Source organism: Pseudoalteromonas sp. Hal040 (assembly GCF_037162425.1).
GTDB lineage: Bacteria > Pseudomonadota > Gammaproteobacteria > Enterobacterales > Alteromonadaceae > Pseudoalteromonas > Pseudoalteromonas gelatinilytica.
On record NZ_JARLUU010000001.1, the window covers coordinates 3,535,878 to 3,552,821 of the forward strand.

The 16,944-nt window shown below is 42.9% G+C and carries 17 protein-coding genes; 8 read left to right on the forward strand and 9 right to left on the reverse strand.

Translation table 11 applies throughout. The annotated features are described in order from the left end of the window. Positions 1-9 precede the first annotated feature (9 nt). The 3 genes from P4S60_RS16495 to P4S60_RS16505 are packed head-to-tail and all read left to right on the forward strand — an operon-like array spanning position 10 to position 1,994. On the forward strand, positions 10-642 hold the full coding sequence (locus P4S60_RS16495) for a PepSY-associated TM helix domain-containing protein (protein WP_119853676.1): 633 nt from the start codon (positions 10-12) through the stop codon (positions 640-642). Then, the gene (locus P4S60_RS16500) at positions 642-1,142 is read left to right on the forward strand and encodes a DUF2271 domain-containing protein (RefSeq protein ID WP_337116657.1); all 501 of its coding nucleotides are present in this window, start codon (positions 642-644) and stop codon (positions 1,140-1,142) included. Before P4S60_RS16495 ends, P4S60_RS16500 begins: the two co-directional genes overlap by 1 nt. A 9-nt stretch (positions 1,143-1,151) precedes the next feature. Further along, entirely contained in the window at positions 1,152-1,994 is an 843-nt protein-coding gene (locus P4S60_RS16505) for a DUF4198 domain-containing protein (protein ID WP_063700888.1), read from the forward strand. A gap of 26 nt (positions 1,995-2,020) precedes the next feature. Here P4S60_RS16505 and P4S60_RS16510 read toward each other — a convergent pair whose 3' ends face one another. Continuing rightward, a complete protein-coding gene (locus tag P4S60_RS16510; protein WP_337116658.1) occupies positions 2,021-2,557 on the reverse strand; it encodes a hypothetical protein in 537 nt (178 codons plus the stop codon). 128 nt (positions 2,558-2,685) lie between these two features. Here P4S60_RS16510 and P4S60_RS16515 point away from each other — a divergent pair, with 128 nt between their 5' ends. Genes P4S60_RS16515 through P4S60_RS16525 form a run of 3 tightly spaced genes read left to right on the forward strand, consistent with a single transcriptional unit; the run spans position 2,686 to position 4,979 of the window. Next, positions 2,686-3,111: a DoxX family protein gene (locus P4S60_RS16515; RefSeq protein WP_054562973.1), complete on the forward strand. Its 426-nt coding sequence runs from the start codon at positions 2,686-2,688 to the stop codon at positions 3,109-3,111. A 59-nt stretch (positions 3,112-3,170) separates the two neighbouring features. Further along, on the forward strand, positions 3,171-4,037 hold the full coding sequence (locus P4S60_RS16520) for a pirin family protein (protein ID WP_337116659.1): 867 nt from the start codon (positions 3,171-3,173) through the stop codon (positions 4,035-4,037). 54 nt (positions 4,038-4,091) lie between these two features. Next, positions 4,092-4,979 carry a LysR family transcriptional regulator gene (locus P4S60_RS16525; protein WP_337116660.1) on the forward strand — a complete coding sequence of 296 codons (888 nt, stop codon included), beginning with the start codon at positions 4,092-4,094 and terminating at the stop codon, positions 4,977-4,979. Here the strand turns inward: P4S60_RS16525 and P4S60_RS16530 are convergent. The 4 genes from P4S60_RS16530 to P4S60_RS16545 all read right to left on the reverse strand — a co-directional run bounded on the left by P4S60_RS16530 (position 4,974) and on the right by P4S60_RS16545 (position 8,269). Continuing rightward, positions 4,974-5,858, reverse strand: a complete 885-nt coding sequence (locus P4S60_RS16530) for an SMP-30/gluconolactonase/LRE family protein (protein WP_337116661.1) — start codon at positions 5,856-5,858, stop codon at positions 4,974-4,976. The two genes, P4S60_RS16525 and P4S60_RS16530, sit on opposite strands and share 6 nt — an antisense overlap. A 27-nt stretch (positions 5,859-5,885) precedes the next feature. Continuing rightward, positions 5,886-6,593, reverse strand: a complete 708-nt coding sequence (locus tag P4S60_RS16535) for a sulfite exporter TauE/SafE family protein (RefSeq protein ID WP_055198542.1) — start codon at positions 6,591-6,593, stop codon at positions 5,886-5,888. Positions 6,594-6,721: 128 nt separating this feature from the next. Next, positions 6,722-7,501 carry an SDR family NAD(P)-dependent oxidoreductase gene (locus tag P4S60_RS16540; protein WP_105173867.1) on the reverse strand — a complete coding sequence of 260 codons (780 nt, stop codon included), beginning with the start codon at positions 7,499-7,501 and terminating at the stop codon, positions 6,722-6,724. Positions 7,502-7,546: 45 nt separating this feature from the next. Beyond that, positions 7,547-8,269: a FadR/GntR family transcriptional regulator gene (locus tag P4S60_RS16545; protein ID WP_063700866.1), complete on the reverse strand. Its 723-nt coding sequence runs from the start codon at positions 8,267-8,269 to the stop codon at positions 7,547-7,549. A gap of 261 nt (positions 8,270-8,530) precedes the next feature. Here P4S60_RS16545 and P4S60_RS16550 point away from each other — a divergent pair, with 261 nt between their 5' ends. Further along, positions 8,531-10,159 carry a sodium:solute symporter gene (locus tag P4S60_RS16550; RefSeq protein ID WP_337116662.1) on the forward strand — a complete coding sequence of 543 codons (1,629 nt, stop codon included), beginning with the start codon at positions 8,531-8,533 and terminating at the stop codon, positions 10,157-10,159. Positions 10,160-10,201: 42 nt separating this feature from the next. Here P4S60_RS16550 and P4S60_RS16555 read toward each other — a convergent pair whose 3' ends face one another. After that, positions 10,202-11,230 (reverse strand): glycoside hydrolase family 43 protein, encoded by a 1,029-nt coding sequence (locus P4S60_RS16555; RefSeq protein ID WP_337116663.1) that lies wholly within the window; start codon positions 11,228-11,230, stop codon positions 10,202-10,204. Positions 11,231-11,363: 133 nt separating this feature from the next. Here P4S60_RS16555 and P4S60_RS16560 point away from each other — a divergent pair, with 133 nt between their 5' ends. Beyond that, complete coding sequence (locus P4S60_RS16560; protein ID WP_233999108.1) at positions 11,364-12,338, forward strand: arabinan endo-1,5-alpha-L-arabinosidase; 975 nt, start codon at positions 11,364-11,366, stop codon at positions 12,336-12,338. 98 nt (positions 12,339-12,436) lie between these two features. On the opposite strand, the gene P4S60_RS16565 is transcribed toward P4S60_RS16560, so the two are convergent. The 3 genes from P4S60_RS16565 to P4S60_RS16575 form a co-directional block, all read right to left on the reverse strand. Beyond that, positions 12,437-12,862, reverse strand: coding sequence for an FKBP-type peptidyl-prolyl cis-trans isomerase (locus tag P4S60_RS16565; protein ID WP_337116664.1), 426 nt, complete (start codon positions 12,860-12,862; stop codon positions 12,437-12,439). A gap of 10 nt (positions 12,863-12,872) precedes the next feature. Further along, positions 12,873-15,317 carry a beta-L-arabinofuranosidase domain-containing protein gene (locus P4S60_RS16570; RefSeq protein ID WP_337116665.1) on the reverse strand — a complete coding sequence of 815 codons (2,445 nt, stop codon included), beginning with the start codon at positions 15,315-15,317 and terminating at the stop codon, positions 12,873-12,875. A gap of 77 nt (positions 15,318-15,394) precedes the next feature. Beyond that, complete coding sequence (locus tag P4S60_RS16575) at positions 15,395-16,732, reverse strand: MFS transporter (RefSeq protein WP_130050180.1); 1,338 nt, start codon at positions 16,730-16,732, stop codon at positions 15,395-15,397. Positions 16,733-16,944: the final 212 nt, after the last annotated feature.

Consider the following 16,944-nt stretch of genomic DNA (forward strand, 5'->3'; position numbering starts at 1 on the left):
AACCGCATTATGTTCTCATTTAACAAGCGCAACTTTTACAGCGTTAGCCGTGCATTACACATTTATTTTTCAACGGCCCTGTTCTTTTTACTTATTTTATTTTGTGTCAGCGGCATCATTCTTAACCACGTTAGTTGGCTCGAAAATGATAAACATAATGGTCAAAACCAACAGCTTGTTTCTGCTGCGCTATTCGAAAAAGCACAAGCAAACCTCGACACGTTACCAAGCCTTTATCCTGAAATAGAGCAATACATGCAGCAGCAATTTTCACTCAGCAATGTGAAAAGTATTGAGTGGGAAAAAGAAGATGCCTTGGTAATGCTCGACTACCCGCTTCCGGCTGGCTTTGCATACGCCGAAATCGATTTTCAAACTGGTGAACTGAATATTGATTATCAAACTGGTGGCTTTATGAGCCTGATTGGTGACTTACACAAAGGCCGCCATACAGGTGAAGCATGGAGCTGGGTCATTGATATTTCAGCTGTTTTGATGATTCTGTTTGCTATCACCGGATTAATTATTCTCTTTCAAAACCGTAAAAAACGTGCCGCTGGCCTTTGGTTAACGCTGCTTGGTGTTGCCACGCCTTTGGTCATTTATCTAGTTTGGGTGCCTCAACTTAAAGGAGTATCTTAATGAAACAAGCCCACTTACTCGTTGCTCTACTAATTAGCTGTTTATTCAGCCCTCTGAGCATTGCAAAAGACGCCAACCTCACTGTTGAGTTCACTTTACCTGAACTAAATGTTTCCCCTTATCATCGCCCTTATGTGGCGCTATGGCTAGAAACACCTGAGCGTAAACACGTTACTACGATTGCACTTTGGGTTGAGAAAGCAGAGTGGTTTAAAGACTTACGTCAGTGGTGGCGAAAAGCCGGTCGTAGCAACGACAACTTTGATGGTGTTACAGGTGCAACAAAACGCCCTGGTACTTACACCATTGAGTGGCAAGGTAAAGATTTAAAGGGCAATCCAGTTAAACCTGGCAGCTACCTACTTAATGTTGAAGTTGTACGTGAAGAAGGTGGTCGAGATTACACCCGCGTTGAAATCGACTTAACGAAAGACGGCAAAGTCACTATTAAAGGCGAAAAAGAGTTCGCGACTAGCTTTGTTACCATTACCAGTCATTAAGGACAAACAATGAAATTAAAATTATTAAAAACAGCGCTGATCGGCGCTGTGACCTTCACAGCACTTGCGTCTGGCTATGCACAAGCACACGCTCGTTGGTTAATGCCATCTCACACTTCTTTATCTGGTGAGAAAACTCACTATGTGATGATCGATGCCAGTATTTCAAATGAGTTGTTTAGCCCAGATAAAGCATACCGCCCGAAAGAAAAAGGCGCTGAGTATGACGACAACCTATTAATTGCTCTTGCTCCAGATGGTAAACCGGTTGAAGAAACGATTCGCGCATACTACTTAAAACGCAAAAATTCTGCTGCAGTAAGTTTAACGCAAGACGGTACTTACCATATTGCTATGCAGCAAAAACCAATGCTGATGACTTTCTATAAAGATAAAGACGGCAATCGCGGTCGTGTGTTCGCAGGTAAAAAAGAAGCAGATCTACCAGCAGGTGCAACCGAGGTACGTACTGTAAAATCAATCGCAACAGTTGATACCTTCGTTAGCCGTAATGGCACTTCTAAGCCAACATTACTTGGTCAAGGCCTAGAAATTTCAGGCCCTACTCACCCGAACGATCTATTTGCTGGTGAAGAAGCTAAGTTCCAATTATTAATGGATGGCAAACCAGCCGCTGACGTTGAGCTTGCTATTGTTCGTGGTAGTGCACGCTACCGTAATGAACGCGACGAAGTTAAAGTAACAACCGATAAAAAAGGCTTCTTTACGGTGACATTCGCTCACGCCGATATGTATCTGATTGAAGCATCTGTTGATCAAAAACCAACAGAAGCCGATATCGATAACGTTCGTTACTCATTATTCACAACGCTTGAAGTAGCGCCTGAATAATAAGCTGATTAGGCCTCAATAAAGACCTAATTCGACTTTCGAGGAAGACTGTAGTCAACCGTGTGATCGCAGCTACCGTCTTTCTCGCAATCATTAATCCCATCACCATCGACATCCCAGCTTGGATGCATGCCTTTTAATGTACTTTTTACGACGCCGATATCGGCAGTAAATTCACTTTGCTCATCACGGCGCGCAGCATTGCGCATGAGAAACACCCGAATCACATAATCGCCATTATCAGGAATTTTAATCTCGGCATGATCACCTTTTGCCGGGCCAACAAACAAAGCAGTTGGGTTGCCTTTTGGTAAAATATTAAAGTAGTTGCTTGAATTTGATGGAGAAAAATCAACCTTTAAAGTAGTGCCTTTATTAAGGTTAATTTGATATTCCAGCATCTCATAACCTTTAATTGTGTCTTTAACTTGCCAGCTTTGCTGCACCGCAATATCTGAAGCTAGCAACTCATAATGACGACTATTTGGTAAATTTTGTTCGGCAAACACTAAGCTACTTTTAGCCACCGAAAAACAAAACCCTATTAATAACAACAACTTCATATTCAACCTCCTTTTAAATTCTTTTTTAAAGAATGATAAGCGCTAATTTTACAATTTTTAATTCTTTTAAAGTGAACTTATAGTTACTCCATCGCAGACACACTGCTTAACTAAACAGGATACCTACTATGAAACTTTTTACTTTAATCTCAGCTCAACCACACTTACAAAATATTAGCACTTTATTGGCACGTATTGGTTTATCGGCCATCTTTTTACTAACCGGCTTTAGCAAAATAGAATTCTTTGATGCAACTGCACAGTACATGGCATCAGTAGGCTTACCAGAGTTCTTACTGCCGTTTGTGATTGCTTTTGAAATTGTTGGCGGGTTATTTATTTTACTGGGCTTTTTAACACAACTAACCGCTGTCGCTTTTGCTGGTTTCAGCCTAGTTAGTGCTTTGTTATTCCACTTTCAACTTGATGATCAAATGCAATTTTTAATGTTCTACAAAAACATTGCAATGGCAGGCGGCTTTTTAGCATTAGCCAGTGTTGGTGCAGGCAAAATCAGCCTAGATCAACTAGTGTTAAAACGTAGTCAGGCATAACATTTATCCCAGCCAATAACCTAGGTTGTTGGCTGAATTTGTTTTTAAGGGGCGCAAATATGGCAACGTTATTAACAGCAACCAGCCACGATATTGGTGGGCTCGATGTAAAGCGCATCTTGCCGCATTTTGACAAAAAAATGGTTGGCCCATTTATCTTTTTTGACCACATGGGGCCGAATCACTTTCCTCGCGGTGAAGGCATAAATGTGAGGCCTCACCCTCATATTGGCCTATCAACGCTCACTTATTTATTTACTGGCAGCATTTACCATCGCGATTCGTTAGGTAATAGCCTGCAAATAGAACCCGGCGATGTAAACTGGATGACCGCAGGTCGCGGGATAGTGCACTCAGAAAGAGAAAGCCTTGAAGTACGGGCGAGCGAGCACGACATTAATGGTCTGCAATGCTGGGTTGCTTTACCTGAGAGCATGACCGAAATAGCACCACGCTTTGAGCACATCAAAAAACAGCAGCTGCCTGAGAAAATCGAAAAAGGCGTGCTGATGCGACTCATTGTCGGTGATGCCTATGGTTTAAGCTCCCCGGTGAAAAACTACTCACCGATGTTTTATGTCGATACGGTAGCCGAGCAAGGTAGCCATATAACGAAGCCGCACCCTCATCATGAAACCGCCGTGTATGTTATTTACGGTGAAATTAGTGTGGGTGATACTCGCTATACCCAAGGCGACTTTGTGCTACTTGATGACAGCGAACACGAAATAACGACACTGGTGCACAGCCGCTTTATTTTACTTGGTGGCAGTAAATTTAATAAAGTCCCGTATTTACACTGGAATTTTGTCGCTTACAGCAAAGAGCGCATCGAGCAAGCAAAACAAGATTGGCAAGCACAGCGCTTTGCAAGCATTCCTGGTGATGAGCTTGAGTATATTGAGTTGCCCACTGCTAAAAAGTAAACTTTTTCAGCATTTACAGGTACTATTAGGCAGTTAAGTAAGCAAAGGAACATCATGCTAAGAATTACGCTAGAACAGTGGCGCATGTTTCGTGCTGTTGTTGAATTTGGAGGCTTTAACCAGGCCTCACAAGGCATTCATAAAAGCCAATCGAGTATTCATAATGCGGTTGGTAAAATTGAATCTGCACTCAATGTAAAATTATTCAGCATTCAAGGCCGCAAAACCGTGCTCACTGAAGCCGGCGAAATGATGCTACGCCGTGCCAATTACTTACTCGATGAAGCCGCTAAGGTTGAGGCCATTGGGCAAACCTTGGGTGAAGGTATCGAAAGTAAGTTACGCATTGCCGTTGATGCTATTTTCCCACAACAATTGCTTTATAAAGTACTTAACGACACGTCATCGCAATACCCGCAACTGCGTATTGAACTGCATGAGTCTGTACTAATGGGGGGCAATGAACTGCTTGAAAACGATCAGGTTGATATTGCCATTACCGGCTTTCCAATTGCGGCAAACTTTCACGAAGAATTATGTGATATCGAGTTTATTGCTGTAGCACACCCAGATCACCCCTTGCATGCGATAGAGCGTGAAATCACCCTCGAAGATTTAAAATCACATCGCCAAATTGTAGTTCGCGATTCAGCGAATAAGCACAAACAAGATGGTGGCTGGTTAGGTGCCGATCAGCGCTGGACCGTCACTCATATGCGCACGTCGATTGATATGATCAGTAATGGACTGGGCTTTGCGTGGTTACCAAAAGTCGCGATAGAAAAACAACTTGCGACTGGGCAAATGAAAGCTCTTAATTTAACCCATAACAGCAGTCGCGCCGCTAAATTACATTTGCTCTTTAAAGACGGTGACAAACTGGGTCCGGCAGCACGCTCGTTTATTGGCGAGTTGCGTTATCAAGTAATGGAAAACCTATAGCTTCAAGGGCGTTTCAGCAATACCTTTAACGCCCGGCTCAATAATAAACACGCCGCCACTGTGCGGGTAATCAGCGAGCACGGAGTCTTCGAGCCCTACTGCCGCAGTTGTCACCGCGAGATGCGTGAGCTCTTCACCAACAAATGCGACACTCGTAACACGTGGGGCGGGCAAGCGAATAAACTGCACCTGCTCACCGCTTGGAGCAAAACGATACACGCCATAACCATTCCATGCAGCAACCCACAGATGATCTTCGCTATCAACGGTCATACCATCAGGAAACCCCATATTATCAGTAAAGCGAATAAACTCGTGCTTATCAGCAAGCTCGCCATGCTCATTCAGGGTGAAGCGGTAGATTGTTTGTTTATCTGAGTCTGTAGAATATAGAAACTGGCCATTTTTACTTACCGCAGGCCCATTGCTAATGGTGTAGTCATGATCAACTGCTGTCGGAGCCTGACCATGACCAAAACGGTATAACTTGCCACTATTGGTTTGCTCTTGCGAGTCCATTGAGCCAAAAAAGCCAAAGCCATGGCGAGACGTTTTGCCATCGTTTAAGCGATTTTGTGAAGGTTCGTGATCAATTGCATAGAGTAATTCGCGGCTAAAATCTTCGCTATTTAGCTTATAAACGCCTTTGGCAAAGCCTGCAACTAACTCTGCTTGCTCGGTTTCCATCACCCAACAAATTGGTTCTGGCATGGTAAACTGGCTGACGCGCATTGATTGGCAATGCAAACGAAACAAACGTTGCCCTAAAATATCGACCCAAAATAAACAGTTATGCGCCTTTGCAAAATAGGCACCTTCACCTAATTGGCATTGGCTAGAAATGATTATTTTAATGGTGTCATCGAGCATTGGCTTCATTACACAAAAAGCTGAACTATTCTCATTCTATCTGTGTATGAAAATAAGTGCTAGACCAGATAAACCCGCAACCAGCAAGATGATGCCGCGAATGGCCTTTTCATTGAGGTTATTGTTGATCACAAACGACAAGCCCCAGCCAATTAAAATAGCGGGTAAGCAGAAAAAGAACAGCTTCACATCGGCCATATCGGCAGAACCTGTCAGCATCAATACAATAATGCCAAACAAGTTTATAAATACAAAAAAAGCACTCAGATTTGCTTTAATTTTGTCTTTATCTTCAGCTTGATAGAGCAGCCCCATCGGCGCGCCACCGGCTGACGTTGTGGTACCTAAAAAGCCCGACGACATTGACGCGAGTAAGCTAGTAATGGTGGAGATTTTCGGTTTCATACCTATGATGGATAATGCCACCACTACCAAAATACTCACACCTAGCAAGAGTTGATACTGCTTAGCATTGACATACCACATCACCATAGCGGCAAGGATAACCCCTACGGCCCCACCAATAATGGAAATGCCCGTCTGTTTCATGTCTATCGCGCCGCGGTGTTTAATCATTAACACCGACGTTAAAAACAGCGCATTCAAAATCATTGGCCCAGGCACCAGCTCTGGCATTAGCCAGTAAAGTACAGGCACGCATAACATACCTAAACCAAAGCCAATAACACTTTGCAGGCAAGCGCCAATAATCAGAATTAAATAAACAAGTACAAAGTCGGTCAAACTTTCTTACCACCTTCCTAAGTATGGGATCTGTTGATGATATAACCCATATTTTATTATTATAGTACCATTTGAATTATGTAAAAAATTTTATCGCAAGTTAGTCATTTTGCAATCGTTTCGCAATATTATGTCCAACCGGCATCCACGATCAGTGATTGTGCAGTCATCATGCAGCTATCATCTGCGGCCAAAAACAATGCCGCGTTTACCACATGGTCAGGTTGAATTGTTTCGTTAATACATTGACTTAAACGAACATCTTCAATCATTTCTGGGGTTAGCCAATGAGTAATTTGGCGCTCTGTCATCACCCACCCCGGAACCAGTGAATTTACACGAATATTGTCTTTACCATATGAAGCAGCTAATGAACGGGTTAAACCTTCAATCCCCGCTTTCGCTGTTGTGTAGGCTGGCATACCTGTTTGCTTAATACGCCAGCTTACCGACCCCATATTGATAATGCTACCACCACCTAAACGCTGCATGTGTTCAACCACAGCTTGCGATGAGAAAAAACACGGGCGCAAGTTAACTGCAAACTTGTCTTCCCAATATTTCACATCCATATTTTCAGCGGCATGGCGGGTGTCATCGGCTGCATTATTAATTAACACACCAATGTCACCCTGTTGCTGACGCGTTTGCTCTATGGCCGCTTTTAAGGCTTCAACATCACGAATATCACAATGGATAAATTGTGGGTCAAACTCATATTTACCCGCTAATTTTGCGCATAACGCATCGCTTTGCTCGGTTGCAATATCAACAAAGGTGACTTTCGCGCCCTGCTCGCAGAACCGCGTTACCATTACTTCACCAATTCCCGATGCACCGCCAGTAATAAACACACTCTTACCAGCAAGGCTTGGGTAAACTGTTTTTAGCTCGTTTGAATTTGGCATGATAACCTTTTGTTTTAAAGTAATTACAACGTCAAAAAGTGATACTTATTGAGCCGCTTCTTTATCAGCGATTTCTTTTTCAATAAACGCCATTGCTTCATCAATCATGTACGTCATCATGTTTTTAGCACGTTCAGGATCGCCGCTCGCAATCGCGTTATACACTTTAAAGTGCTCTTCAGCGATAGCCTTTTTATTGCCCTTAGCAGGTGTAGTATGTTGAATACTTACGTGTAATGCGGTGCGAATAAAATCACGTAATTGATAGAAAAAACGGTTACCACTGGCATGTAAAATAGCCGTATGGAAGGCAAGGTCTGGCTCATGCATTACGCCTTCTGGCTCTTCTGCTGCCGCTTGCATTTTATCGAGTGCCATTTTAATTTCTGCAATGGCTGCTTGGTCGCCTTTTCTTGCTGCAAGTGCTGCTGCTTGTGGCTCAATCGCCAAGCGCACTTGTAAGAATTCTTTAAGTACGTAAAGCGATGGGCTGCTTTCTAACAACCATTTTAATACGCTTGTATCGTATAAATTCCAGTTATCCGCCGACTCAACACGAATACCTTGTCGTGGACGAGAAGAAATCAGTCCTTTTGCAGCAAGCATTTTTACTGCTTCACGAACAGCTGTGCGGCTAATACCATACACTTCACAAAGTTGTGCTTCGGTTGGTAGCCCCGTTTCAGTGTTATAATCACCAACAATAATTGCTTTACCAAGCTCATTGGTAACTTGTTGTGATAGGTTTAAATTTTCTAAACGCGCCATGTGTGTTCCTCAAAAGATCTGAGTAATATGATACATCTATAAAGCTATTCCGTCATCCTGGAAATAATTGATTAAAATCAATAACAAGCAAAAAACAGCCTAATACAAGTGTCTATATTTCAAACAATACAGTCACCATTTCACCTACAGACTGTCACCTTATTTTAACAAATCTCTTTCACTTAGCTTATTTATAATATAATATTTTTATTCAACAACTAAAAAAGCAAAATTCTCTTTCAAAATTAGGTGGAACACACGATGGTCGAACTAAGTACCTTAGACTGGGCAGTGCTAGCAGGATTTTTCGTCCTGTTACTAGGCGTTGTCGTGATGTCTATGCGACAAAAAGAAGAAGACACCGCTGATTACTTTTTAGCGGGTCGTAATGCAAGTTGGTTAGTGATTGGTGCCTCAATTTTCGCATCAAACATTGGCTCGGAACATTTAGTGGGCCTTTCAGGTTCAGGTGCACAATCGGGTATGGCACTGGCTCACTGGGAAATGCAATCGTGGATCATTCTACTGCTCGGTTGGATTTTCGTACCTTTCTATTGGAGTAGTAAAGTCTACACCATGCCAGAGTTCTTAGAGCGCCGCTTTAACTCTAAATCACGTACCTTTTTGTCTGTTATCTCATTGATTAGTTATGTATTAACCAAGGTTGCGGTAACGGTTTATGCCGGCGGTATCGCATTTAAAACAATCTTGGGTATTGAGAGCATTTGGGGTATCGACTTCTTCTGGATTTCAGCGATTGGCCTTGTGGTGATCACCGGTATTTATACGGTACTTGGTGGTATGAAAGCCATTATGTGGACCTCCGTGTTGCAAACCCCTGTGCTCATTATTGGCTCCTTAGTCATATTAGTTGTTGGTTTAGATAAAGTAGGTGGCTGGGAAGAAGTTGAGCGTATTAATGCGGCCAATATGCACCTTATTCGTAGTGCTTCAGATGCTGAATTCCCATGGCCAGGCATTATTTTTGGCTCATTCATTATTGGTTTTTGGTATTGGTGTACAGACCAATACATCGTACAACGTGTTCTATCTGCAAAGGGTATTAAAGAAGCGCGTCGCGGTACCATGTTTGCTGGTTACTTAAAATTACTTCCTGTATTTATCTTCTTAGTGCCGGGTATGATTGCCTACGCATTGAATGTTAAAGGTATTATTAGCTATGACAGTGCTGACCAAGCCTTCCCAACGTTAGTTGCTGAGCTATTGCCAGCAGGTGTTAAGGGGATTGTAATCGGTGGTTTAGTTGCAGCACTAATGAGTTCTTTAGCATCATTATTTAACTCATCAGCAACCTTATTCACCATTGATTTTTATAAGAAATTCAAACCTGAATCATCTGAGAAACACCTTCTTAAGGTAGGTCGAATTGCCACTATCGTAATTGTTGTATTAGGCCTTTTATGGATACCCGTCATGAGCTTAATTGCCGATGTGCTTTATGAATATCTGCAAAGTGTGCAGTCTCTTATTGCACCGGGTATTGCTGCGGTATTCTTACTCGGTTTATGTAGTAAACGCATCACTCCAACAGCGGGTTTTGTGGGCTTAGTATCAGGTTTTGTACTGGGTATGATCCGCTTAGTGTTGCTGCCATTTAAAGATGATTTAACAGGTTCATCATTTGCGTGGATCACCACGATGAACTGGTTGTATTACTGTATTCTGCTATTTGTCATCGTGGTCGCCATTATGATTGTGGTGAGTATTTTCACCAAGCAAGCAGACGAAGAACAATTGAAAGGTCTTACTTTCTCAAGTCTAGATAAAGCAACCATGAAAGAAGTGGCTGCCGGCCTAGATAAGTGGGACTACATTCATACTGCGGGTATTATTGGTATTACTGCCTTTATTTACTACCGCTTCTGGTAATCGTTCGTTCCCAAGTTGTAGGGCGCCAATTGGCGCCCTTTTTTAGTCTGCTCGTTCAGGTGAGAACACTGGAAAGCCGTTTTTATCCCACGTAATAATGCGTGCTCGCGCATGGCGATTTGGATCTGTCAGTGGTGTTCCTTTCAGCTCTTTATAATCACGGCTGTGATAAATCATTAAATCGGTTACCCCATCTTCAGCTTTCACAAAACTGTTGTGTCCAGGGCCAAAACGACCCAACTCAGCATTGGTAGTAAACACCGGCTCTGCCTTTTTATGCCAGCTAGCAGGATCAAGTAAATCAGCATTCACATCTGCCCATAGTAAGCCCATTGCATATCGATGATCGGTAGCGCTGGCTGAATAAGTGACAAATATTTTATCGTCATGAGTGATAACAGCAGCACCTTCGTTTACCTTGTAACCTTGCACTTCCCAATCAAGAGTTGGCTCAGTAATCGCGATAATGGGTTCTTTAATTGATGTTGGTGAGTCCATTTCAGCTAACCATAAAGCTGAGTTATAAGTTGCAGGCTGGTTCTGCTGCGCCCAAATCATGTAACGCTTCCCCTTGTGCGTAAAACTTGTGGCATCAAGCGAAAAACTATCAAGGTGGCTAGTTACTTGACCCATTTCTTGCCACTCACCTTGCATCGGATCAGCACTGTCGTTTTTAAGCGCATACATACGAATACTGAACGGTTTTTCGATATCACCTGCGGCAAAGTAGATATACCAACTGCCATCAATCTGATGTAGCTCTGGAGCCCAAATATTGACACTCATTGGGCCTTTATCGCGCTTTTGCCAAATAACCTTCGGCTCAGCTAATTTTAAATCGTTTAAGCGACAAGCTTGGCGCAGCTCAATTTCATCAAATTTCGGCGAACTACCAATGAACGTGTAACAGCCACTTTTTTCATCACGAACTAACCAAGGATCGGCACGTTTAAGTACGATGGGATTATCAATAGGTGCAAGAGTCTTGCTACTATTAGCATCAGCAAGGGCTGACAATGACGAGGCGCTTAACGCACTAAGAAGCGTTAGCCGAGATAATTTTTTGAGCATAATGTGTCCTGTATTTCGTCTCGATTTTATTGTTAATATTGTATTACATATTATATAGTAGCTGAATGAACACAAGAGCTAAAACAACAAAAGGTATTCAAGCATGAGACCCGTAAGTAAGGTGACACACGCAATGAAGTGGCTTTCAACAGGGCTACTTTTTTCTGCCGCAGCCGTATCTGCAAAGCAAGTTGAAGTACACGATCCGGTAATGACCAAAGAAGGCGACACGTACTATGTATTTAGCACAGGCCCTGGTATTACCTATTATGAATCGAAAGATTTAACCAACTGGAAACTCACTGGCCGCGTTTTTAAAGATGAGCCGAGTTGGGCAAAGCGTATTTCACCAAGCTTTGATGGCCACTTATGGGCACCTGATGTGTATGAGAAAAATGGTAAGTTTTACCTTTATTACTCAGTCTCTGCATTCGGCAAAAACACCTCAGCAATTGGTGTAACGGTTAACGAAACCCTTGACCCATCATCACCTGATTACAAGTGGATTGACTACGGCATTGTGGTTGAATCAGTGCCTGAACGCGACGATTGGAACGCTATCGACCCTGCCATTATCGAAGATGACAATGGTACACCGTGGATGAGCTTTGGTTCGTTCTGGGGTGGTCTTAAACTAGTACAACTTGATGATGACATGGTGCGCTTAGCAAAACCTGAAAAATGGCATCACATTGCGAGTCGCCCAAACACGGAACATGGCCCAATTGAAGCACCTTATATCTTTAAAAAGAATGGCTATTACTACCTGTTTGTTTCGTTTGATAAATGCTGCCGTGGCGTAGAGAGTACTTACAACGTGCGCGTAGGCCGCAGTAAAAACATCGAAGGCCCATACTTAGATCAGCAAGGTCGCTCTATGGTTGATGGTGGTGGTAGTTTAGTTATTGAAGGTAACAAAGATTGGGCAGCCCTTGGCCATAATGCTGCATACACCTTTGATGGCAAAGACTATTTAGTATTACACGCCTACGAAACAGCCGATAACGGCGTGCAAAAGCTACGTATTTTACCTATGAGTTGGAAAAACGATTGGCCGGTTGTTAACCCAGCCGACCTAAATAAGCTTAAAACCAAACTTAAGAAGTAATTATTCAAACCAAAAAATATTCAAATCAAAAAAACCTGCAAATTGCAGGTTTTTTTATTTGCTTTAATGACCTAGTTTGAGGTTGAAAGTAGGTGTTATTAACTAAAATCAACCAAGGTAATATCAACGAGCATGGGGCTTTGGCAGCCTTGCTGATGCTTTTCTTCAATAAATGCGCTGTACACATCACGCGCCAAATGCGCAGGTATTAGCACCTCAAAGCGACTGCCTTTATTCATTAATTGCAGTGCTTCTTGCAAGCCCACTATCGCCTCTGCAATTTCGTACTCTACAGCAGCACCTTGCTTGCGAGTGTCGAACAACACCCGACCATTTTTAAGGGTAACCCGTTGATGTACAGTCACTGTGGCATCCCAACTAGGTTTATCCCCCTGACCTTGCTCAATCACTCTATAACCAAGCCCTGTCGGTGTTTGATAAAAACTGTGTTGCTCAGCGCGGTTATCTAAAAGCGACGGAAAAACATGCTCTTTTGCCGTCGCAAACACATTGTTGCTTAACATAGCCAACTCTTTATTGTGCGTTGATTAAACGAATACCATAGATACCACCGGCAACAGAATCTTTGTCGGCAGCAAAACGTAAGGTAAGCGTTTTCGACTTTTTCATTGCTTCTGTTAATGGGTAATCAATGGTGTAGAACTCATCCGTTGGTTTGCCTACAGGCAAACTAACTGCAGCTAATTGCTCACCATTTAAATTAATTGAGAAGTGACGGTTCACATCGCCAATAAAATAGCGAACACGCAAAGCAACCGCTTTTTGTTCTGGGTTACTAAGCTGATACTCAAACCAACCTGTCGCATCGCGCCAATGGTGGCCATTATTAACACCTGCGCGGGTTCCTTCACCTTTAAAGCCATGCTCAACTTCTGGTTGTTGTTCACCCGGCGTAATTTGATCCACGGTTAATAAACGAAGCTGCTCTTTCGCTTGCTCAGCCGCTTTTGCATCGGCAACAAATTGCGTGAACTCGGCTTCACTTTGCTGCGGCCAATACACTTGATAGCGACTATCGTGTAAGCGGAAGAACGGAATTAGCGCTGTGCTCTTAGTGTTATCAATACCTTGCTTGGCAATCGCCACATTTTTATCGGCGATAAATGCGAGCTCTTGGCCCGGTTTACGAGTGAGATCGGCAATAAATTTTTCTGGTTCACTCAGCATTATTGGCAGAGCTTCTGGCGGACAAGTCGGGCCTGCGGCGATGTGGCCCATGCGGCTATTATCAGCAACAAAGTTAAGCTTTTCATTTGCAAATGCTTGTACTTTAGTGGCCATTACAACAGGCCCATACATCACAGAGTAATAATGCTGGCCATCAGGTAGCTGCTCAGTAGAAAGCTTAGGAATAAGTTCAAAGGCAAGTTTGTCACCGCTTTGCCATGCATGGCTGATGCTGTAGTAACCGTCTTTTTCGGTTGCGCTTACAGCTTGTCCATTTAAAGTAAAGCTCAGCTCACCTTGTTGCCAAGACGGTTTACGAATATGAATTACCGACTCAGTGCTTTGCCCCTCAGACAAACGATTCACGGTCAGTGAGACCTTGTTATCATCTGGAAATTGGCTTTCTTGCGTGATCTGTAAACCCTGCTGCTGCCAGTTTAACGTGCTTGGAATAAACAAGTTTACCCATAGCTCTTTACCGGTATTGCTATAAATGAGCTCACCATATTTACTGTGATTCTCAATACCTGAGCCTACACAACACCACATAGAATCTTGCACTGACGAATACATACGGTAATGCCCAGGGCGCATTGAGGTAAAGTAAACAAGACCGCCATGCTCTGGGTGTTGTGACGATAAAATATGGTTATATGTGGCGCGCTCATAATAGTCTAAATAACGCGTATCACCGGTTTTTAAGAATAATAACTTACTCAGTTTCATCATGTTGTAAGTGTTGCAGGTTTCTGGGCCTTCAACATCTTCAACCATCGGCGTGAAGTCACTTTTATCATGAAAATGCTCACGTACTGAGTTACCGCCAATTGATACTGATCGCTCTTGGCTGACTGTTTTCCAGAAAAAGTCAGCACCTTGCTGCCATGCTTTATCATCGCTGGCATTTGCTACCTTTAACATACCAATAATTTTTGGAATTTGCGTATTGGCATGCAGGCCCGTTAACTTATCTTCTTTGTGTAATAAGGGTTCAATGATGATGTTATGAGAGAACTGGCGGGCTAGCTTTAAGTAGCGCTCATCATCACTTATAAGGTACATGTCAGCAAACACATCATTTAAGCCACCATGCTCTGAATACAGCATTTGTTGAACTTGTTCATCAGTTAGCTTAGCTATGGTCGCTAAAAACCATTCACCTAACTTAAATAGCATTTGTTTGGCTTTATCACTACCGGCTACATCGTATGCATCACGCAAGCCATGGAAGATTTTATCTATGTTATAAAGCGGCACCCAGCGGTCGTTTAAGCTGAATAAATCGGCTTTGATTTCACCCTTTTCAATCTGCTGCCACATTTCATCGCCATTTGGTATACCGCCTAAGTAACCACCTGTGGCTTGTTGAGCGCGATCCAGCTCGCTTAGCATATAATCTAAACGCTGCTTTAATTCTTCGTCACCCGTGGCTGCCCACGCAAGGCTCAGGGCTGAAAGATAATGACCACCAATATGGCCATCAAGGCCTGTGCTTTCCCAGTTGCCATAATTAGGTGCTTTTGGCTCAAGGCCGGCTTCACGCAGGTAAGGAGCAAGCAGCTGATCAGGATGAAGTGCTAATAAATAACGCACATTCGTTTGCTGTGCATGTAAAAACGGGCTGGCGCTTAAACTTACTTGGTTGAGGGCAAATAAATGTTGTTCGCTGGTATGTTCAGCATGCTCCACAGAAGCGGCTTGTTTACTGTCTGTTGGCAGCTCACTGCAACCGGTCACAGTTAATATTGCAGCGCAAACGCTTGCCAAATAGCTAACTTTGAATGTGTTCATACTGTTGTCTCCCAGCGAATTGTTATTTTAAAGAGCAAAGCGCACACACTTTTTAAGTGTGTGCGTTTAAAGGGTGGTTATTTAGGTAGGCGTTTATGAATAACCATATCCGTATAGTACTCATCGGTAATTTTGTATTTTTTCAAGATCAGACCAAGTAAGGCGTGGAATACGCCTGGAATGATGGTTAGCATTAGTGCTAAGCCCATTAGGGTAAATTCGGTTTGCTCAACGTTAGGCTTGTACTCAAAAAATGCTAGTAATAAACCACCTGCTAAGCCAGCTAAGCCACCCCCTGCTTTTTGGCAGAATGAAATACCACCAAACGATAGACCCGATGCACGAACGCCGTCTTTAATTTCACCGTAATCTACGGCTTCAGCAATTGCAGACCAGAACACAGGTGCATGTAAATCAACCACAAATGACAAGATGATATAAAGCACAAACGCCATCATCACATCACCCGGTTGCACCACAAAATACATTAGCAATGAGATGAATAGCACGGCGATTTGTGATTGACGGAATAGCTTCATTTTACAGTAGCGCTGGGTGATCCACGTACTTGCCACCATTGAGACAATAGATGCTGCAATACCTGCACTGGTAAAGGCACCTGCTAAATCTGGTACACCTAAGTAATAGGTTGCGTAATACATAGCAACACTGCCACGAATCGCATAACCAAGCGTACCAAGTACACAAGCTGCACACAGTAGTAACCATTGGTCGTTTTTAATAAGTACTTTTAATTGCGTAAGTACACCTTCGGTTTGTGGCTCATGAGTAATACGTTCGCGAGTAGTAAAGAAGCAAAACAAAAATAGTGCTACGGCACATGCCGATACCAATGCCATTGCCAGTTTATAACCATACGACAAGCTGCCATCACCCCAATATGAGGCAAGTAGCGGCACTGAAAATACGATTATTACATTAGCAATTTTAGCGAAGAACATACGGTAGCCATTGGCTGACAAACGCTCTTTAGGATCGGCAGTTAATACGCCGATATAAGAAATATAAGGAATAGCAACACCAGTAAACATCAAGGTCGCGAATAGGTAAGTCGCATAAGCCCAAGCTAACTTCATGTTGTAGTCGAAATCTGGCGTGGTAAAGAGCAGAACGACCGACAAACCATAAGGTACTGATAAAAATAAGAACCAGTGACGGAACTGACCCCAACGGGTTTTCACTTTATCGGTGATCACCCCCATTAAAGGGTCGGTAAAGGCATCAACAAAACGCGCCACTAAGAACAACACACCCATATCAACCGGATCAAGTCCGTAGATATCGGTGTAAAAGAAAGACATAAAATAGAATAACGCTGCAACCATGACATTCACTGCCATGTCACCGGCACCAAAGCCGACCTTTTCTACAACGGATAACTTTTGAGATTCCATACAACAACACCCTAATTGGTCAATAATGAGCCGCCGCTCACTATTTCAAGCAATGTCGAAAAGCCTTCAACACTGCGTATCAAATAAATTTACAGCCTTAGATATTACACAGCTTGGCCATTGCGTTCGTTATTTTTGTAAATTTAATGCTAATCTAATTAATAGTATTATCATACTTATTAAATCGCAACTCTTTTCGACCGATGGCAAAG

Bases quoted from the DNA above. Each gene is read 5' to 3' on its own strand.
- P4S60_RS16510 (WP_337116658.1), bottom strand. From the start codon at position 2,557: ATGAAGTTGTTGTTATTAATAGGGTTTTGTTTTTCGGTGGCTAAAAGT.
- P4S60_RS16515 (WP_054562973.1), top strand. From the start codon at position 2,686: ATGAAACTTTTTACTTTAATCTCAGCTCAACCACACTTACAAAATATT.
- P4S60_RS16495 (WP_119853676.1), top strand. From the start codon at position 10: ATGTTCTCATTTAACAAGCGCAACTTTTACAGCGTTAGCCGTGCATTA.
- P4S60_RS16500 (WP_337116657.1), top strand. From the start codon at position 642: ATGAAACAAGCCCACTTACTCGTTGCTCTACTAATTAGCTGTTTATTC.
- P4S60_RS16570 (WP_337116665.1), bottom strand. From the start codon at position 15,317: ATGAACACATTCAAAGTTAGCTATTTGGCAAGCGTTTGCGCTGCAATA.
- P4S60_RS16520 (WP_337116659.1), top strand. From the start codon at position 3,171: ATGGCAACGTTATTAACAGCAACCAGCCACGATATTGGTGGGCTCGAT.
- P4S60_RS16565 (WP_337116664.1), bottom strand. From the start codon at position 12,862: ATGTTAAGCAACAATGTGTTTGCGACGGCAAAAGAGCATGTTTTTCCG.
- P4S60_RS16540 (WP_105173867.1), bottom strand. From the start codon at position 7,501: ATGCCAAATTCAAACGAGCTAAAAACAGTTTACCCAAGCCTTGCTGGT.
- P4S60_RS16545 (WP_063700866.1), bottom strand. From the start codon at position 8,269: ATGGCGCGTTTAGAAAATTTAAACCTATCACAACAAGTTACCAATGAG.
- P4S60_RS16525 (WP_337116660.1), top strand. From the start codon at position 4,092: ATGCTAAGAATTACGCTAGAACAGTGGCGCATGTTTCGTGCTGTTGTT.
- P4S60_RS16555 (WP_337116663.1), bottom strand. From the start codon at position 11,230: ATGCTCAAAAAATTATCTCGGCTAACGCTTCTTAGTGCGTTAAGCGCC.
- P4S60_RS16550 (WP_337116662.1), top strand. From the start codon at position 8,531: ATGGTCGAACTAAGTACCTTAGACTGGGCAGTGCTAGCAGGATTTTTC.
- P4S60_RS16575 (WP_130050180.1), bottom strand. From the start codon at position 16,732: ATGGAATCTCAAAAGTTATCCGTTGTAGAAAAGGTCGGCTTTGGTGCC.
- P4S60_RS16560 (WP_233999108.1), top strand. From the start codon at position 11,364: ATGAAGTGGCTTTCAACAGGGCTACTTTTTTCTGCCGCAGCCGTATCT.
- P4S60_RS16530 (WP_337116661.1), bottom strand. From the start codon at position 5,858: ATGAAGCCAATGCTCGATGACACCATTAAAATAATCATTTCTAGCCAA.
- P4S60_RS16505 (WP_063700888.1), top strand. From the start codon at position 1,152: ATGAAATTAAAATTATTAAAAACAGCGCTGATCGGCGCTGTGACCTTC.